Below are 15,966 nucleotides of genomic sequence, written 5' to 3'. Positions count from 1 at the left end.
AGCACCCAAGCCTTCACCCGGCCGCCGGGCACTTGAGGAGGCGCCATGAACGGACGCTTGATCCTGCGAACGCTCGCTTTCTACTACCCGCTGCTGGGAGCGGTCTGGCTCATCGCACCACAGTCCGGACTCGGTGAGGACCCGGATGCCCATGCCGAGTTCGTCGGCCGGGTCCTTGGCGGTTATCTCGTCACGATCGCCGCGCTGAACTGGCTGGCCGGCTCTTCTCCGGCCCCGTTCGTCCGCAGGGTCCTGTGGATCAATGTGGGCATGAACGCGGTCCCGGCCGCCATCAGCACTGTCAACATCGCCAACGGCTCGTTCGGATCGTCGAGCTGGACCGGTGTCGTTGCACACACGATTCCGATCGCCTGGATCCTCGCGTACTTACTGATCTCTGCCCGAACTCCAGAAAAGCGAGAGTCGTAGACAGAGAGAACGACGTGCCCGGTCACCGTGACTCGCCGTGGTCAAAGCAGCACCGTGACGGACTTGGTCTGGGTGAAGGAGATGAGCTCGTCGATCGCCTCCTCGCGGCCCACTCCAGATGCCTTATGGCCACCGAACGGGACGCCCCAGAAATGAGGGCCGGCGCCGTTGACCCAGATGTAGCCCGCTTCGAGTGCGGCGGCCACGCGGTGGGCGCGGTTGATGTTCGACGTCCACACGCTGGCGGTCAGTCCGTAGCGCGTGTCGTTGGCGAGGCGCAACGCCTCCGTCTCGGACTCCCATGAGGTGACGGTCAGTACCGGGCCGAAGATCTCCTCGGTGAAGGCGGGTGAGCTCGCGGGGACGTCGGCCAGGACCGTCGGCGCCACGAAGTTGCCCTTCGCGAGTTCGGGATCGGCCGGTGCGCACCCACCGGTGAGCAACGTGCCCTCGGACGCGGCGACCAGGTCGAGGATGCGCCGCTGATGCTCGCGGGAGACCACCGGGCCCATCTGGGTGTCGGGGTCGAGCGGGTCGCCGAGCCGCAGCTCGCGGGCGTGTTCGGCAAGACGCTCGGCGATCTCGGCGGCGAGCGAGGCGTGCACCAGCAGCCGTGACGGCGAGCCGCACGATTGGCCGGACGCCGCGGTGAACAGGTTCGCCGCGGCGGCCGCGACCGCCGCCGGGTCGGCGTCCGGGAACACCAGCATGGGGTTCTTGCCGCCCAGCTCCAACGTCACGTCCTTGACCCCGCCCTGGGCGGCCCGGCTCTGCACCGCCCGGCCGGTCGTCTCGCTGCCGATGAACGAGATCCGCGGCACGTCCGGGTGCTCGGCGAGCGCGGCACCGGCGACCGGGCCGGTGCCGGTGACCACGTTGAGCACGCCGGGCGGCACGAGGTCGTCGAGCAGCTCGCCCAGTCGCAAGGCGGACAGCGGCGCCGGATCGGGGGCCTTGAGCACGAGCGCGTTACCGGCCATCAGCACCGGAGCGATCTTGAGCGCGGCGAAGAACGCCGGGGAGTTGTACGCGGTGATCCGGGCGACCACGCCGTAGGGCTCACGCGTGCTGTAGTGCAGGTTGGCCGACACGGGGTAGGTCTCGCCGCGTAGCGCGAATGCCGCGTCGGCGAAGAACTCCATGCCCTCACTGGCCCGTAACAGCGAAGCGCGGGTCCTGCTGACCGGGTTGCCGACGTCGAGCGCGTCGAGTATGGCCAGTTCCCCGGAGTGCCGGCGCACCCGGGCGGCCATCGCGCGTACCACGTCGGCCCGCTCGCGCAACGAGGTCCGCCGCCACTCCTGGTACCCCGCCACGGCGGCCCGCACCGCCGCGTCCACGTCCGTCGCGTCGGCGTCCGGCACGTTCGCGACCGTGCGCTGGTCGGTGGGGCTGACCGTGGCGTAAGTGCGCGCCGTGGCCGGGCGACGGCCGCCCACGACGAGCGTCCAGGTCCGGTCGGCCGGGTCCGGCTCTTCTACGGAGATCTCCGATGGACGGGTCACGATCACCTCTCAGCTGTTGACGGGCAGGCGCAGCGTGGACATCCCGCCGTCCACCCCGATCACGGCGCCGGTCATGTTGGCGTTGCGCGGGGAGGCGCAGAACGCGATGGCGTAGGCCAGTTCCTCCGGCTCGCCGCGGCGGCCGAGCGGCAACCGGGCCGCTCCCTCGGCTCGGGCCCGGTCGGGGTCGGGCGCGCCGGCGAGCAGCCGCCGCACCCATGGCGTGTCGGTGGAGCCCGGGCACACGCAGTTGACCCGGATCCGCTCTGCGGCGAGGTCGGCCGCCATCGCCAGGCTCAGCGCCATGACGGCGCCCTTGCTCGCCGAGTAGCAGGCGCGCTTGGGCATCCCTGTGGTCGCGTACAGCGAGGCGACGTTGACCACGGCGGCCGAGGGCGACCGGCGCAGGTGCGGCAACGTGGCCCGCGCCATACGCACCATGCTCAGCACGTTCACGTCGTAGACCCGCAGCCACTCCGCGTCGTCGTTGTCCTCCACGGTCCCGGTCGCGCCGATCCCGGCGTTGTTGACCAGCACGTCGAGCCGGCCGTACGCGCCCACCGCCTCGGCCACGGCGACGTCGACCTCCTGCTGGCTCGTCAGATCCGCCTTCAGCGCGAGCACCCCTTCGGGGATGCCGTCCGGCTCCACGTCGAGGCCGGCGACGCGCGCACCGCGCTCGGCGAGCTCGGCCGCGGTCGCCTGGCCGATCCCCGAACCCGCGCCGGACACGATGGCGGCAAGCCCGTCGAAATCGTTCATCGGGACTCCCTTGTGATGGATGGGGCAGGCTCGGCCGGATCCACGGCCAGCATCACGGTCTTGGTCTCCAGGTACGCCTCGATCGCCGGACGGCCGCCCTCCCGCCCGAGCCCGGAGGTCTTCATCCCGCCGAACGGCGAGTTCGGCATGAAGGAGTAGCCGTTCACGCCGACCGTGCCGGCCCGCAGCCGGCGCGCCAGCCGCATCGTGCGGGCGTTGTCCGCGGTGTACACGCCCGCGGCGAGCCCGTAGTCGGAATCGTTGGCCAGCGCCACGGCCTCGTCCTCGGTGCGGAACGGGAGGACGCTGATCACCGGGCCGAACACCTCGGTCCGCGCGATGTGGCCCGTGTTGTCCGCGTCCACGAGAACGGTCGGCGACATCCAGTGACCGGCGGCCAGCTCACCGCCGAGCCGCTCGCCGCGCAGCACCGGGCGGGCGCCCTCCGCGATCGCCTTGTCCAGGCAGGACTCGACGTGGGCGAGCTGCCGGGCGTTGATGATCGGCGAGGCGGTGGTCGTCTCGTCGAACGGGTCGCCGTGTCGCACCAGCTCCGCCTGCCGTATCAGCTCGGCGACGAAGGCGTCGTGGACGTCGGCGTGCACGAGTGCGCGGGTCTGCGCCGAGCAGGTCTGCCCGGACATCCCGTGGAAGACGACCGAGGCGATCTCCGCGGCGGCGGCGGTGAGGTCCGGGACGTCGGGGAACACCAGCGCCGGGCTCTTGCCGCCCAGTTCGAGGGTGACCCGCTTGATGCCGCCGGCGGCGGCGTGCAGCATCGACGCGCCGGCCGCCCGGCCGCCGGTGAAGGCGATCTTGTCCACCCCCGGGTGCTCGGCCAGCGGCGCGCCGGTCTCCCGGCCGGTGCCGGTGACCAGGTTGAACACGCCGGGCGGCAGGTCGCTCTCACCGATCAGCTCGGCCAGCCGCAGCGCCGCGAGCGAGGCGTGTTCGGACGGCTTGAGCACCATGGTGCAGCCCGCGGCGAGCGCCGGTGCGACCTTGTTGGCGAACTGGAGCACCGGAGCGTTCCAGGGAATGATCGCCGCGACCACGCCGACCGGCTCGCGGAAGCTCATGAACTGCATCCGGTCGTCGTCGGTGAACGGCGGGAAGGTCTCGCCGGTGAGCTTGTCCGACCAGCCGGCGTAGTACCGCACCAGGTCGGCGCCGAACGCCGCGGAGCTGCGGTAGCGGCGGCTGCGGGCGATCGGCATCCCGTTGTCGAAAGTCTGTAGCCGGCTGATCTCCTCGGCGTGCCGCTCGAACGAGCTTGCCAGGTCGAGCAGGATCCGATGGCGTTCCCGAGGCCGCATCCCCGGCCATGGACCCTCGTCGAACGCCTGCCGCGCCGCGCGCACCGCGTCGTCCACGTCGCGCTTCCCGGCGACGGCGACGTCGGTGAGGTGCTCACCGCTGGCCGGGTTGACGTGCCGCCATCGCGCGTCGCTATAGGGGTCCCGCCAGTGCCCGCCGATCAGTAGGCGCCCGGCGGAAGGCACCCGGTCACGGGCGTAACGGTCGGTGAGGCTGAGGCTCATCCGGTTCCTCTCGTTCAGCGTGCCAGCACGTGCCTCAGATAGCCGGGGTCGGCCCGCTCGCCCGCGGCCGCGCCGACCGGCATGGCCCGGTCCAATTGGGTGATGACCTCGGGCGGCAGGGTGACGTTCGCGGCCGCGACGTTCTCCCTCAGTTGCCCCACGGTGGTGGCGCCCTGGAGCGGCAGCGCCTCCGTGGCCATCACCCAGCCGAGCGCGAGCTGGGCGAGACTGAGGTCGTACCGTGCCGCGATCGGCCGGAGCCGCTCGACCAGCGCGAGGTTGGCCCGCAGGTTGCCGCCCTGGAACCGCGGCGACGTGCCGCGCCAGTCGCCGTCGGCGAGATCGGCCGCCGACCGGACGTGCCCGGCCAGCAGGCCGCGGTGCAGCGGGCTGTAGGCGACGAGCGTGATCCCGAGTTCGCGGAGCACCGGGAGCAGCGTCCGCTCCGGCTCGCGCGTCAGCAGCGAGAACTCGTTCTGCACGAGGGAGAGCGGATGCACGGCGTGCGCCCGGCGAACCGTCTCGGGGCCGACTTCGGAGAGCCCGATGAACCGGACCTTGCTGGCGTCCACCAAGGCGGCCAGCGCACCGACGGTGTCCTCGACCGGCACGGTCGGATCGACGCGGTGGTAGATGTAGACGTCGATGTGGTCGACGTCCAGCCGGCGCAAGGACTCCTCGCAGGCCCGCGCCACGTACTCGGGCCGCCCGACGGTCACGTCGCGCTCGGCCCGGTCGGGGTGAGCGCGGCCGAACTTGGTGGACAGCACCACCTCGTCGCGCCGTCCGGCGATGGCCCGGCCGACGACCCGTTCGTTCTCTCCCCAGCCGTAGGCGTCCGCGGTGTCCAGCAGGGTGACTCCGGCGTCGAGGGCGGCGCCGATCACCCGTTCCGGGTCGGCGGCGGCGGTGTCGCCGCCGTAGTAGACGGACAGGGCCATGCAGCCGAGACCGAGCACCGGCCCGGTGAGGCCCTGCCCGCCGATCGGCATCCGGGGGAGCACGGTCACCGTCCGAACAGCTCGGAGAACTTGCGGCCCCAACCGGCGGTGTCGGCGAACACCGTCGGCGGGATCGGCCGCACGTCGTGGTCGGCGAACCGGTCCGGGCCGATGATCTCGCCCGCGAGCGGGACCGTGCCCTTCACCCCGGGCCGCACCGGCGCCCAGAGCGCACGGTCGACGATCACCTGTTGTGCCTTGGCGCCGAGCACGTAGTTGATGAAGTCCTGGGCGAGGTTGGGGTGGGCCGCGCCCTTCGGGACGACCAGCGGCAGGCCGACCGCGGAGTTGCCCTTCGGGGCGACGAAGGCCAGGTCGGTGCCCTCGGCGCGGGCCTCGAGCGCGACGCCTTGGGTGCCCAGGCCCATGCAGGCGGTGCCCTGCGACATCATCTGGAGCGTCTGGGCCAGGTTGCCGGTGACGGCGGGGACCTTCTTGGCCGACGGGCGCAGCCGTTCGACCGTGGCGTCGATGGCGCCGTAGTCACCGCCGAGGGCCTTGTTCACCAGGGCCAGGGCCACCACTCCCGAGCCCGCGTTGACCGGGTCCGGCGGGATCACGCAGTTGCCGTACTTGGGGTCGGTGAAGTCCTCCCACCGGGTGGGCGGCGCCCAGTCGTTCGCGCGGAACTGCTTGGGCGAGTAGGCGATGCCGAGCAGGCTGAGCGCGGTCAGCGGGCCGTCGATGGAGGCGGGCTTGGCGTAGTCGGGCAGCAGCTTGAGATTGGGCACCTTGGCCGGATCAAGGGGCTGGGTGAGGCGCCGGACCTTCGCCTCCGCGCCCGCCTGGTCGTTGAGCATGGCGACGTCGAACTGGACCTTGCCCGCGGGGACCTGGGCGCCCAGCTTGGTCAGGGTGGTGGGGACCGAGGACTCGAAGTAGGTGACCTTGACGCCGCGCTCGCGGCCGAAGTCCTGGAGAATCTGCTTGTACGCGGTGCCGAGCTGGCTGCCGACCGCCGCCACGACGAGCCGGTCCTCGCGACCGCCCCCGGCCGATCCCGCCCCGCTCCCGCAACCGGACACGATGACCGCCAGCGCGACACCCGTCGCGACACATGCGCCGGTCCGTCTTCTCCGCTGTTCCAGCATGGCGCCGCCTCCTTGGTTGTGCTGCGGAGAAGCATGAGCACCGCACGGTCAGGCTGTCAACTGTCAGACCGAAAAAAATACTATCTGTCTGACAGTTGACTGTCTGGTAGCAGACATGCCACTCTGCCGCTACCCCGTTGCCACAGCCGTAAAGGGAACGTCATGACCGAGCAACACACCGTCGAGCGGCCCCGCTTCGGCAACAGGAGTTCGCCGGCAGGGGAACCGCATGTCGAGATCCAAGGGCTGAGCAAGACGTTCACCGGCCGGGCCGACCCCGTGGTGCGCGGGCTGGACCTGTCGATTCCACGAGGCGAGATGTTCGGCCTCCTCGGCCCGTCCGGCTGCGGCAAATCCACCACGCTCAACCTGCTCGGCGGCTTCCTGGAGCCGAGCGCCGGCACCATCGCCATCGACGGTGCGGTGGTCAACGACGTTCCGCCCTATCGCCGCGGCGTCGCCCTGGTGTTCCAGAACTACGCCCTGTTCCCCCACCTGACCGCGGCGGAGAACGTCGCGTTCGGGCCCCGGATCCGGCGCATGCCGAAACCCGCGACCCGCGAGAAGGTCGCCGGCCTCCTGGAACTGGTCGGCCTGGCCGGGCACGCCGATGCGTACCCCGGTCAGCTCTCCGGCGGCCAGCAGCAGCGCGTCGCGATCGCCCGGGCACTGGCCGTCGACCCCGCTCTCATCCTGCTGGATGAACCGCTGTCCAACCTCGACGCCCGGTTGCGCGCGGACATGCGGGTGGAACTCAAGCGAATCCTTCGCGAGGCCGGCGTCACCACCGTCCTGGTCACCCATGACCAGAGTGAGGCGTTCGCCGTCTGCGACCGGGTCGGCCTGATGTTCTCCGGTGACCTCGTCACGGTCGGCTCACCCGAGCGGCTCTACCGGCTGCCGGTGTCCCGGCAGGCCGCCGAGTTCATAGGCGAGGGCACGTTCCTCCCCGCGACGGTCGAACACGTCGGTCCAGGCACGACCATCAAGGCCAGGGTGACCCTGCCGGACCGGGCGATCCACACGGACGCGACCACCACCGTACCGGGCATCAGGCCAGGTCAGGAGGGGCAGGTATTCATCAGGCCCGAGTACGTCCGGTCGGCCACCGGCGACGCGACGGTGAGCACGACGGTCGAGGACGTGTCCTACCTCGGTGAGACCGTGACCTACCGCCTCGACGCCCGCGGCCAGCAGATCTGGTACAAGACGCTCGGCACGGGCCAGGCGCACCAGGTGGGCGACACGTTGTCGGTCACCTGGTCGGGAAGCGACGCGGTGTTCCTGCCGGAAGAGCCGTCTGTTCGCGCCGGGGGGTCGTCCCCCCAGGAAAGTAGGGCGTCATGATGCTCCGGCGGCGCACGGTGCTCCTGCTGCTCGCCGCGCCGCTCGCCGTGTACGGGCTGCTGTTCGCGGGCTCGATCGCCGAGCAGATCCACGCGAGCCTCACCGGCACGGTGACGCTGGCGGACCCCGACCCCGGCTGGACGACCGGTCAGTACCAGCTCGCGCTCACCGACGGCGGCTTCACCGGGATCTGGGCGACGACGCTGTGGCTGTCGCTGGTGGCCGCCGTGCTCGCGACCGCGCTCGGCGCGGCGGTGAGCCTCACCCTGTGGCGGGCCGGCGGCCGGATCCGCACCGTGATGACGTTGATCATCATCGCGCCGATGCTGGTCAGCTCGGTGGTACGGGCCTATGGCTGGCTGACCACGATCGGCCGTGGCGGGCTGCTGAGCCAGACCGCGACACTGCTCGGCCTGGACGCCGCCGAGATCGGCTTCGGCAGGACCGCTGTGATCATCGGGCTGGTGCACGTGCTGCTGCCCTACTCGGTGCTCCTGATCCTCGGGAGCCTCGACGCGATCAACCCGTCGACCACACGGGCCGCGGCGAGCCTGGGCGCGGGCCCAGTGCGCACCACGCTCCGCGTGGTGGTGCCGCTCTCCGCGCCCGGGCTGGCGTCCAGCCTGTTGGTCACCTTCAGCCTGGCGGCGGCGTCCTACTCGATCCCCACGATCCTGGGCGGCGGGCGCGTGTACACCATCGCCCGCGCGATCTTCCAGGAGAGCACCGCGTCGTTCAACCTGCCGCTCGCCGCCGCGCTGTCGGTACTGCTGATCGCCGGCTGCCTGACCACGGCCCTGGCCGCGCAGCGGATCTCGCGCCGGTCGCGGGACCGGGTGGAGCGCATCGGACTGGGAGCCGTGTGAGATGACCGCGACGATCGACCGTCCGGCGACCGCCCCGGCCGCGCCCCCGAGGCGGCGCACCGCCCGGCGGGCGGGCCGGGTCGCGCTGTGCCTATGGCTGGTGGCGATCGGCGTCTTCGTCTTGGCGCCGCTGGTCACCATCATGGGCGCCTCCTTCGGGGACCAGCCGTTCTTCCGGTTCCCGCCGAGCGGGTGGACGCTCGACCCCTACCGGCGGCTGTTCGGCGATGCCGAAGCCGTCCAGTCGCTGTGGGTGAGCTTCGCGTCCGCGGTCCTCGCCGGACTGACGGGATGCGTGCTCGGGCTCCTGGTGGCGCTCGCGATCGTCCGGTCCCGCAGGGGCGTCAACCACGGGCTGGCCGCGGCGATGCTGCTGCCACTGATGATCCCGCACATCGCGCTCGGGGCGGCACTCTACGTCGTCTACATCCGTCTCGGCATCCCCTTCAGCACCGTCACGCTGGCCTTCGCGCAGCTCGTCCTGGTGCTGCCGTTCTCGGTGCGCTCGCTGATGGGGGCGATCCAGGGCCTCGACACGGGCGTGGAGCGCGCCGCGATGTCACTCGGCGCCCGCCCGTACCAGGTCGGGTGGCGGGTGACGCTCCCCGCGCTGCGATCGGGGCTGGCCGTGGCGTTCGTCCTCGGCTTCTCCACCAGCTTCGACGACGCCGCGATCGCGCTGTTCATCAACTCGCCGACCAGCACGAACATGCCGGTGCGGCTGCTCGGCTACCTGGAGGGGGAGGTCGGTCCGTTCATCGCCGCCGGAGGCAGCGTGCTGCTGTGCGCCGGTTTCCTCATCGTCACGGTGATCGGCCGGCTCATCGGTATCGGAAGGGCCTTCGGTATCAAGGAGAGGGACGGTCGATGACCCTTGCTCAGGAGCTGGCCCGGCATGTCGCCGGGCTGGACGCCACCACGCTGCCGCCCGACGTGGTGGCCGAGGCCAAGCGCAGGTTGCTGGACTTCGTGGCGGCCACCGCGCCCGCGTTCGACCGGGAGGCGCCCGCGCGCATCGCCACCGGCTACGCGACCCGCGCGGGCGGCGCGGGCGAGGCGACGGTGATCGTGCTCGGGGACCGGGCGCCTGCCCCGCTCATCGCGTTCGCCAACGGCGTCGCGGGATCCTGCCTGGAGATCGACGACGACCACAGCGCCCGCGTCGGCCATGTCGGCACGCCCACCGTGCCGGCCGCGCTCGCCGCCGCCGAGCTCGCCGGGACGAGCGGCGCCGGTCTGCTGGCCGCGATCGTCGCCGGATACGAGGTCTATGTGCGGACGGCACGGGCGGTACGGCCGGGAGTGCTGCTCGGCAAGGGCTTTCAGCCGTCGGGGACCAACGGCGCCTTCGGAGCGGCGGCGGCCGCCGCACGCGCGCTGGGACTGTCATCCGACCGGGTCGCGCACGCCATCGGGCTGGCCGGCTGCCAGTCCGCCGGCCTGATCGAAGGCACCGCGGACGGAACGTGGAGCAAGCGGTTCAACCCGGGATGGGCGGCCCACGCGGGAACGAGCGCGGCGCTGCTCGCCGACGCCGGCTTCACCGGGGCACCACATGTACTGGAAGGGCGGCACGGCTGGCTCGCCGCCTACGCGGGCGATGCCGCCGACGCCGCGGCGGTGCTCGACGGCATAGGCGACCGTTACGAGATCCTCGGCTCGGTGACCAAACCGTACGCGTGCTCGCGGTACTGCCACAGCGCGATCGACGCCGCCCTGGCGCTGCGTCCCCGCGTCGGCACCCTTGAGGAGGTCGAGTCCGTCCTCGTCCACACGTTCGCGCACGGCCTGCCGTTCGTGGCCCGGCCGGCGGAGGCGAAGGCGGCGCCGCGGACCGTGGTGGACGCGCAGTTCTCGCTGCCTTTCGCGGTCGCGGTGGCCTTGGCGGACGGCGCCGCGCTGCTCGACCAGTTCACACCGGAAAGCATCGCGCGGCCCGAGGTACGCGCGATCGCGGCGGCGACCACGGTGACCGTCGACCCGGAGTTGGACGTGCTCTACCCCAGGCAGTACCCGGCGCGCCTTGAGGTACGGCTGCGCGACGGCCGGACGCTGACGAGCGAGGTGCGGACACCGGCCGGCGATCCCGGCAACGAACTCGACGACGACCGGTTCTTCGCCCGGTTCACCGAGCTGGCCACGCTCGCCTACCCGCGGGAGCAGGTGGACGACATCCTGGACGCGGTCTCCAGGCTGGAGGAGCTGGATCACGTCCGTGACCTGGTGTCCCTGCTCGTACGTCGTTAGCGGATCTCACAGAACGCGCGCGGCGGCCAGGTCGGGCAGGGCACGACCGCCGTGCACGGCCTCGGCCTTCCGGCAGGCCACCTCCGCGAGCGCCACATCCTGCAAGCCGGTGCCGAGGGAGCTGAACACCGTGATCTCTCCGGGGGCGCGCACCGGCACCGGCGCGGCGGCCTGCGCTCCCAGCTCCGTCACCCGGTCGCCGGTGATCGCGCCGTCCGCGCGGGCCGCGAGCAGGTCACCCGCCTCGGTGAGCTGCTGCGGAGTGTCCACCAGGATCCTCGCCGCGGCGGCGAAGACGTCGGAGGCCAGCTCGCGCTGCTCGGGCAGGGTCGAGCCGATCGAGCTGACATGCGCGCCAGGTGGCACGTCCGCCGCCCTCAGCACCGGTGTGCCGTGTGACCTGGTCGCCACCAGCACCACCTGACTGCCCGCGCACGCGGCGGGCAGGCTGCCGACCGCCCGCACCCCGACGCCGAGCTCCCGGGTCATCCGGTCGGCGAAGTCCGCCCGCCGCGCGGGGTTGGGACTGAACACCCGTACCGCCTCCGGCCGTCTGACCACCAGCAGCGCCGCGAGCTGCGCCGCGGCCTCCTTGCCCGAGCCGATCACCGCCACCGTCTCCACCCGCTCGGGGGCGAGGAGGTCGGCGGCGAGCGCCGCCGTGGCACCGGTGCGCAATCCGGTGAGGTGGCCGCTGTCGAGCACGGCCCGCAACCGGCCGTCGGTGGCCCCGTACAGGAACGTGGTGTGCCGAACCGCGCCGCCCACAAGGTGGAACTCCTTGTAGCCGAACACGTCCCGTCCGGGGAGGGCACCGGGCAGAACCCGCATCCAGCCGGTCGGCATGCGCACGATCATCCGGTCGGCGAGCACCGAACGCCCGGTGGCAAGGCCCTCATAGGCGTCCTTGACCGCCGCCACCGCGTCGGCCATCCCGACCAGCCGGCTGCATTCCGCGTCAGTCAGCAGCAGCGGCATCCGCCCGCTCCCCTCCGGCCCGCTCCCCTCCGGCCCGCTCCCCTCCGGCCCGTGCACCGCCGAACCGCTCCCGCAGTTCCACCTTGCGGATCTTGCCGCTGGGCGTTCTGGGCAAGGCGTCCACGATCTCCAGCCGCTCGGGCAGCCAGTGCGTCGACAGCCCGCACGAGCGCAGGAACTCCCCGATCTCCCGCAGGTCCGGGCGCGGGCCCTCGGTGACGAGCACCGCGCACGCCACCTCTCCAAGCCGTTCGTGGGGTACGCCGATCACCGCGGCCTCCGCCACGGCGGGGTGGTCGAGCAGCGCGCTCTCGACCCGGACGGCCGGGATGTTCTCCCCGCCCCGGATGACGATGTCCTTGTCCCTGCCCTGCAAGGAGATCGACCCGTCCTGGTGCCACAGCGCGGTGTCGCCGGTACGGAACCAGCCATCGGGGAAGGTCTCCGCGTCCGGCCGGTCGAGGTAGCCGGCGAAAAGCCCCGCGCCCCGGATGTGAAGCTCGCCGGTTTCGCCGGGCACGCAGGGCGTGCCGTCGGCGCGTACGATCCGCACTTCGCAGCCGGGAACAGGCCACCCGTCGCTGTGCGGAACACCGCCGGAGAGCCGCGGCGTCCAGGAGATGCCGATCGCGTATTCGGTCATGCCCCATGCCGGCAGCACCTGAACGCCGAGCCGTTCGGAAGCGAGCGCGGGAAGCGAGCGAGGCACGGGCGCGCCCGCCACCACCACGGCCCGCAGCCCTTTGGGCGCGCCTGCGTGAAGCAGGTCCTGGAGGAACACGGGGGCACCGAACAACGCGGTGACGCCATGCCGGGCGATCGCCGTGGCGGCATGGTCCGGCCGCCAGTGGTCGAGGTAGACGGCGGTCCCACCGAGATAGGCCGTGCACAGCGCACCCCATACGAACCCGGTGTGATGCCCCATCGGGGAGGCGACAAGGTTGACCGGTGGCGTGCCGAGCACATCGGCACCCACGTGCTCCACCCACTCGCGGATCACCGTTCGGAGCGTACGGTGGCTGTTGAGGACGCCTTTGGGCGCCCCGGTGGTGCCGGACGTGAATCCGATGTGCACGATGCTCTCCGGGGCGACCGCCGGTGCGGGACGGCGAGGCCGATCCAGATCGGCGATCGGCGTCCGGTCCGCGACCACGACCGAACGCAGGTGCGGCAACCGGGAGCGCATCGCGGCGACCGTGGCGCGCAGGTCGTGCCGGCGGAACCGGTCGGCGTGCACGAGCACGGAGGCACGGCCGCCCGCCAGGATGGACTCGATCTCGGCCGGCCCGTAGGCGATGGGCACCCCGGTGTACACGGCCCCGAGTTCGGCGATCGCGAACACCAGCGCCGCGTAGTCGGCGCCGTTGGGCAGGAGGACGGCGACCGTGTCCCCGGCACCGACCCCCAAGTCGGCGAGCCCGGCGGCGTAGCGGCCGGCTCGCTCGTCCAGTTCGGCATAGGTCAGGCCGCCGACGGCCTCCCCCGCCACCGTGTCGATCGCCGCCACCCTGCCGGGGTGGCGGGCCGCGGACTCGGAGAGCAGCGTCCTCAAAGTTCCGGGATCAGGCATGCCCGTTCTCCTCGTGATCGAGGCACGCGGCGAGCGCGCGCAGCGAGACGGCGTCGCGGAGGAGCCCGGCGACCGGGAACTCCGTCAGGTATCCGTAACCGCCGTGCAGGGCCAGCGCGATCCGGCAGGCGGCGACGCAGTCGCGCACCGCCCGGCGAAGCAGGGACCGCGCCGGGGCCGACGCGGTGGGCTCCTCGGCGAGCGTCACCAGGCCGGCGATGGTCGTGGACAGGCGGTCGGCCAGGCCGTCGAGTTCGGCGCGGACCGCGTCGTGGGCGGCGATCGGCACGCCGAACTGCACCCGTTCCGCGGTGTAGCGCCGGGCGGCCGACTGCGCCGCCTCGTGCACGCCGGCGGCCACCGCGGCGTGGCCGAGCAGCAGCAGTCGCATGGCCGGCGCGGTGTCCGCGGCAGGGAGCCGCCGTGCGGTGACCGCGTCGAGCGTGAGCCGGACGGAGGCCGGACCGGGCAGGCCGGTACGCGCGCCGAGCGGGGTCATCACCGCCTCGTCCGCCGTGAACGCGAAGGCCCGCTCTCGCTCGGCGAGCACCACCTTGCACTGCGGGCTCTCCAGGTCGGCCCGTGCGATCGTGCCGGAGAGCGTCCAGCCGCCGTCTCCGTGTTCGGCCACGACGCCGCGGGCCGGCAGCACCAGCACCGGCCCATCGGGCACCTCTCCGAGCAGGGAGGCCGCGTGCGCATGCACGACCGGCAGGGTCGCCGCGGCCGACCCGGTAGCCAGTCGTTGCAGGGCGAGCAGCGTGGTGCCGGGATCCGCGCCGCCGCCACCGAGTTCCTCTGGGACGCCCATGGTGAACGCGCCCACCTCGTCCAGCACCTTCCGGTCCGGCGACGCGCGCAGGTCGGCGGCCAGCGAGGCGGCCAGGTCCAGCACGTCTCGGCGGTCGGTGCCGACCCGCGGTGTCCAAGGGACGCTGGACGGGGGGCTCGGGGGCGCGCTCATCGGTAGAACCTCCCGGAATCGGGCGCACGCCGCTCGGTGAACGCCGCCGACATCTCGGTGGCCTCCTCCGTGTGCAGGTAGAACGTCAATAGCTGATCGTGGGCGAGCCGTGCCTGCCCGGCGATCCCGCTGTGACGCGCGGAGAACGCGGCCTTGAGCGCGGCCAGCGCGGCGGGTGAGCGGCGGGACAGCTCGGTCGCCAGGTCCCGCGCCCTCGCGGCGAGTCCGGCGATCGGGACGATCTCGTTGATCAGACCGATCCGCAGCGCCTCCCGCGCGGTGTACTTGCGGTTGAGGTACCAGATCTCCTTGGCGCGCTTGCGTCCCACGGTCTCTTCGAGCAGCCAGGTGCCGTAGCCGGCGTCGAAGCTGCCGACCATCGGGCCGACCTGACGGAACACCGCGTGATCGGCGGCGATGGTCAGGTCGCAGGCCAGCGCGAGGACGTTGCCGCCGCCCACGGCGTACCCGTTGACCGCCGCGATCACCGGCTTGGGGCTGGTGTCCAGGAGTTCGTAGACGTCCACGATCGGCATCGCCGCCGCCGGCGCGGTGGACGTCGGCGGCTCGTGCTCACCGCCGATGCAGAAGAAACGCTCGCCCGCCCCGGTCAGCACGGCGACCCGCGCGGACGCGCTGTCACGGAAGGCCCGCAGTGCGTCGGCCAGCTCGATCGCGGTGCGGGCGCGGAACTTGTTGCCCTGGCCGGGCCGGTTGATGGTGATCGTGGTGATCACACCGGGTTCGACGACGATGTCGGTGTAGCCGGGGCTGGAGGTGGAGGTGGAGGTCATTCTCCGGCTCCTTCGCGGAAACCGCGTCCCGATTTGGCTCCGAGCCGGTCGGCCTCGACCATCCTGGTCAGCAGCGGCGGCGGTGCGAAGCGAGGGTCGCGCGTCGCGTCGTAGGCGGCCGTGGTGGCGTGCAGATGCACATCGACGCCGATGAGGTCCAGCAACTCCAGCGGGCCCATCGGGTGACCGAGCCCGAGGCGGATCGCGGTATCCAGGTCGGCGGCCGAGGCGAGCCCGTCGTCGTATGCCTGGACGACGTCGTTGAGGTACGGCATGAGCAGCCTGTTCACCAGGAAGCCCGGCCTGTCGGGCACCACGACCGGCCGTTTGCCGAGCGACTCGGCGAACTCCACCAGGGTCTGGACGGTGGAATCGCCGGTCTGGAGAGCGCGGACCACCTCGACGAGCGGCATGAGCTGGGGAGGATTGAAGAAGTGCAGCCCTGCCACGCGTTCCGGGTCCGGGGCGTGGCGGGCCAGACCGGTGACCGACAGCGCCGAGGTGTTGGTGGCGAGCACGGCGTCGTGCGCGAGCACCGTGCCGAGCCGGCCGACCAGCTCGTGCTTGACGTCGGCCCGCTCCACCACCGCCTCGATGACCAGTCGCGCGTCGGCCAGCGCCGCGAGCTCGGTGCCGCGCGTGATCCGGCCGAGCGTCGCGTCCCGCTCCGCCTCGGTGATCTTGCCGCGCTCGACCGAGCCGGCGAGGAAGTCGCGCTGCCGCCGCAGGCCGGCATCGAGCGCCGCCCAGGTGGTGTCGACCGCCACGACCGTGTGACCGGCCGCCGCGCACACCGTGGCGATGCCCGAGCCCATCGCGCCGAACCCGACCACCCCGACGGGCCTACCGTCGTCCGCCATCGTGGCCTCCC

General features: G+C 72.1%; 15 protein-coding genes. 5 read left to right on the top strand and 10 right to left on the bottom strand.

What is annotated here, in order from left to right:
* The first annotated feature begins 45 nt into the window (after positions 1 to 45).
* On the top strand, positions 46 to 429 hold the full coding sequence (locus QSK21_RS24740) for a hypothetical protein (RefSeq protein WP_285699293.1): 384 nt from the start codon (positions 46 to 48) through the stop codon (positions 427 to 429).
* A gap of 41 nt (positions 430 to 470) precedes the next feature.
* On the opposite strand, the gene QSK21_RS24735 is transcribed toward QSK21_RS24740, so the two are convergent.
* The 5 genes from QSK21_RS24735 to QSK21_RS24715 are packed head-to-tail and all read right to left on the bottom strand — an operon-like array spanning position 471 to position 6,329.
* Positions 471 to 1,934 (bottom strand): aldehyde dehydrogenase family protein, encoded by a 1,464-nt coding sequence (locus tag QSK21_RS24735; RefSeq protein WP_285699291.1) that lies wholly within the window; start codon positions 1,932 to 1,934, stop codon positions 471 to 473.
* Between the two features lie 9 nt (positions 1,935 to 1,943).
* The gene (locus QSK21_RS24730) at positions 1,944 to 2,696 is read right to left on the bottom strand and encodes an SDR family NAD(P)-dependent oxidoreductase (RefSeq protein ID WP_285699290.1); all 753 of its coding nucleotides are present in this window, start codon (positions 2,694 to 2,696) and stop codon (positions 1,944 to 1,946) included.
* Entirely contained in the window at positions 2,693 to 4,237 is a 1,545-nt protein-coding gene (locus QSK21_RS24725; RefSeq protein ID WP_285699288.1) for an aldehyde dehydrogenase family protein, read from the bottom strand. The genes QSK21_RS24730 and QSK21_RS24725 overlap by 4 nt, the downstream gene beginning before the upstream one ends.
* 14 nt (positions 4,238 to 4,251) lie before the next feature.
* Complete coding sequence (locus QSK21_RS24720; RefSeq protein WP_285699287.1) at positions 4,252 to 5,247, bottom strand: aldo/keto reductase; 996 nt, start codon at positions 5,245 to 5,247, stop codon at positions 4,252 to 4,254.
* The gene (locus tag QSK21_RS24715) at positions 5,244 to 6,329 is read right to left on the bottom strand and encodes an ABC transporter substrate-binding protein (protein ID WP_285699286.1); all 1,086 of its coding nucleotides are present in this window, start codon (positions 6,327 to 6,329) and stop codon (positions 5,244 to 5,246) included. The genes QSK21_RS24720 and QSK21_RS24715 overlap by 4 nt, the downstream gene beginning before the upstream one ends.
* Before the next feature lie 162 nt (positions 6,330 to 6,491).
* Between QSK21_RS24715 and QSK21_RS24710 the strand changes: the two genes are divergently transcribed.
* From QSK21_RS24710 to QSK21_RS24695, 4 genes are read left to right on the top strand one after another with little or no spacing between them, the layout of a single operon-like run.
* A complete protein-coding gene (locus tag QSK21_RS24710; protein ID WP_285699284.1) occupies positions 6,492 to 7,676 on the top strand; it encodes an ABC transporter ATP-binding protein in 1,185 nt (394 codons plus the stop codon).
* Positions 7,673 to 8,542 carry an ABC transporter permease gene (locus tag QSK21_RS24705; protein ID WP_285699282.1) on the top strand — a complete coding sequence of 290 codons (870 nt, stop codon included), beginning with the start codon at positions 7,673 to 7,675 and terminating at the stop codon, positions 8,540 to 8,542. Before QSK21_RS24710 ends, QSK21_RS24705 begins: the two co-directional genes overlap by 4 nt.
* A gap of 1 nt (position 8,543) precedes the next feature.
* On the top strand, positions 8,544 to 9,413 hold the full coding sequence (locus QSK21_RS24700) for an ABC transporter permease (RefSeq protein WP_285699280.1): 870 nt from the start codon (positions 8,544 to 8,546) through the stop codon (positions 9,411 to 9,413).
* Complete coding sequence (locus QSK21_RS24695; protein WP_285699279.1) at positions 9,410 to 10,789, top strand: MmgE/PrpD family protein; 1,380 nt, start codon at positions 9,410 to 9,412, stop codon at positions 10,787 to 10,789. Before QSK21_RS24700 ends, QSK21_RS24695 begins: the two co-directional genes overlap by 4 nt.
* A gap of 6 nt (positions 10,790 to 10,795) precedes the next feature.
* Here the strand turns inward: QSK21_RS24695 and QSK21_RS24690 are convergent, their stop codons facing one another.
* The 5 genes from QSK21_RS24690 to QSK21_RS24670 are packed head-to-tail and all read right to left on the bottom strand — an operon-like array spanning position 10,796 to position 15,955.
* Positions 10,796 to 11,767: an ornithine cyclodeaminase family protein gene (locus QSK21_RS24690; RefSeq protein ID WP_285699278.1), complete on the bottom strand. Its 972-nt coding sequence runs from the start codon at positions 11,765 to 11,767 to the stop codon at positions 10,796 to 10,798.
* Complete coding sequence (locus QSK21_RS24685) at positions 11,748 to 13,337, bottom strand: AMP-binding protein (protein ID WP_285699277.1); 1,590 nt, start codon at positions 13,335 to 13,337, stop codon at positions 11,748 to 11,750. The genes QSK21_RS24690 and QSK21_RS24685 overlap by 20 nt, the downstream gene beginning before the upstream one ends.
* A complete protein-coding gene (locus tag QSK21_RS24680; protein ID WP_285699276.1) occupies positions 13,330 to 14,301 on the bottom strand; it encodes an acyl-CoA dehydrogenase family protein in 972 nt (323 codons plus the stop codon). The genes QSK21_RS24685 and QSK21_RS24680 overlap by 8 nt, the downstream gene beginning before the upstream one ends.
* The gene (locus tag QSK21_RS24675; RefSeq protein WP_285699275.1) at positions 14,298 to 15,095 is read right to left on the bottom strand and encodes an enoyl-CoA hydratase-related protein; all 798 of its coding nucleotides are present in this window, start codon (positions 15,093 to 15,095) and stop codon (positions 14,298 to 14,300) included. The genes QSK21_RS24680 and QSK21_RS24675 overlap by 4 nt, the downstream gene beginning before the upstream one ends.
* A complete protein-coding gene (locus tag QSK21_RS24670) occupies positions 15,092 to 15,955 on the bottom strand; it encodes a 3-hydroxyacyl-CoA dehydrogenase family protein (protein WP_285699274.1) in 864 nt (287 codons plus the stop codon). Before QSK21_RS24670 ends, QSK21_RS24675 begins: the two co-directional genes overlap by 4 nt.
* Positions 15,956 to 15,966 lie beyond the last annotated feature (11 nt).

Origin of the sequence: Actinomadura sp. NBRC 104412 (assembly GCF_030269515.1) — a bacterium.
Taxonomy (GTDB): Bacteria; Actinomycetota; Actinomycetes; order Streptosporangiales; family Streptosporangiaceae; genus Spirillospora.
The sequence above is the reverse complement of the archived record's forward strand: the minus strand, read 5'-3'. Positions and strand labels throughout refer to the sequence as shown.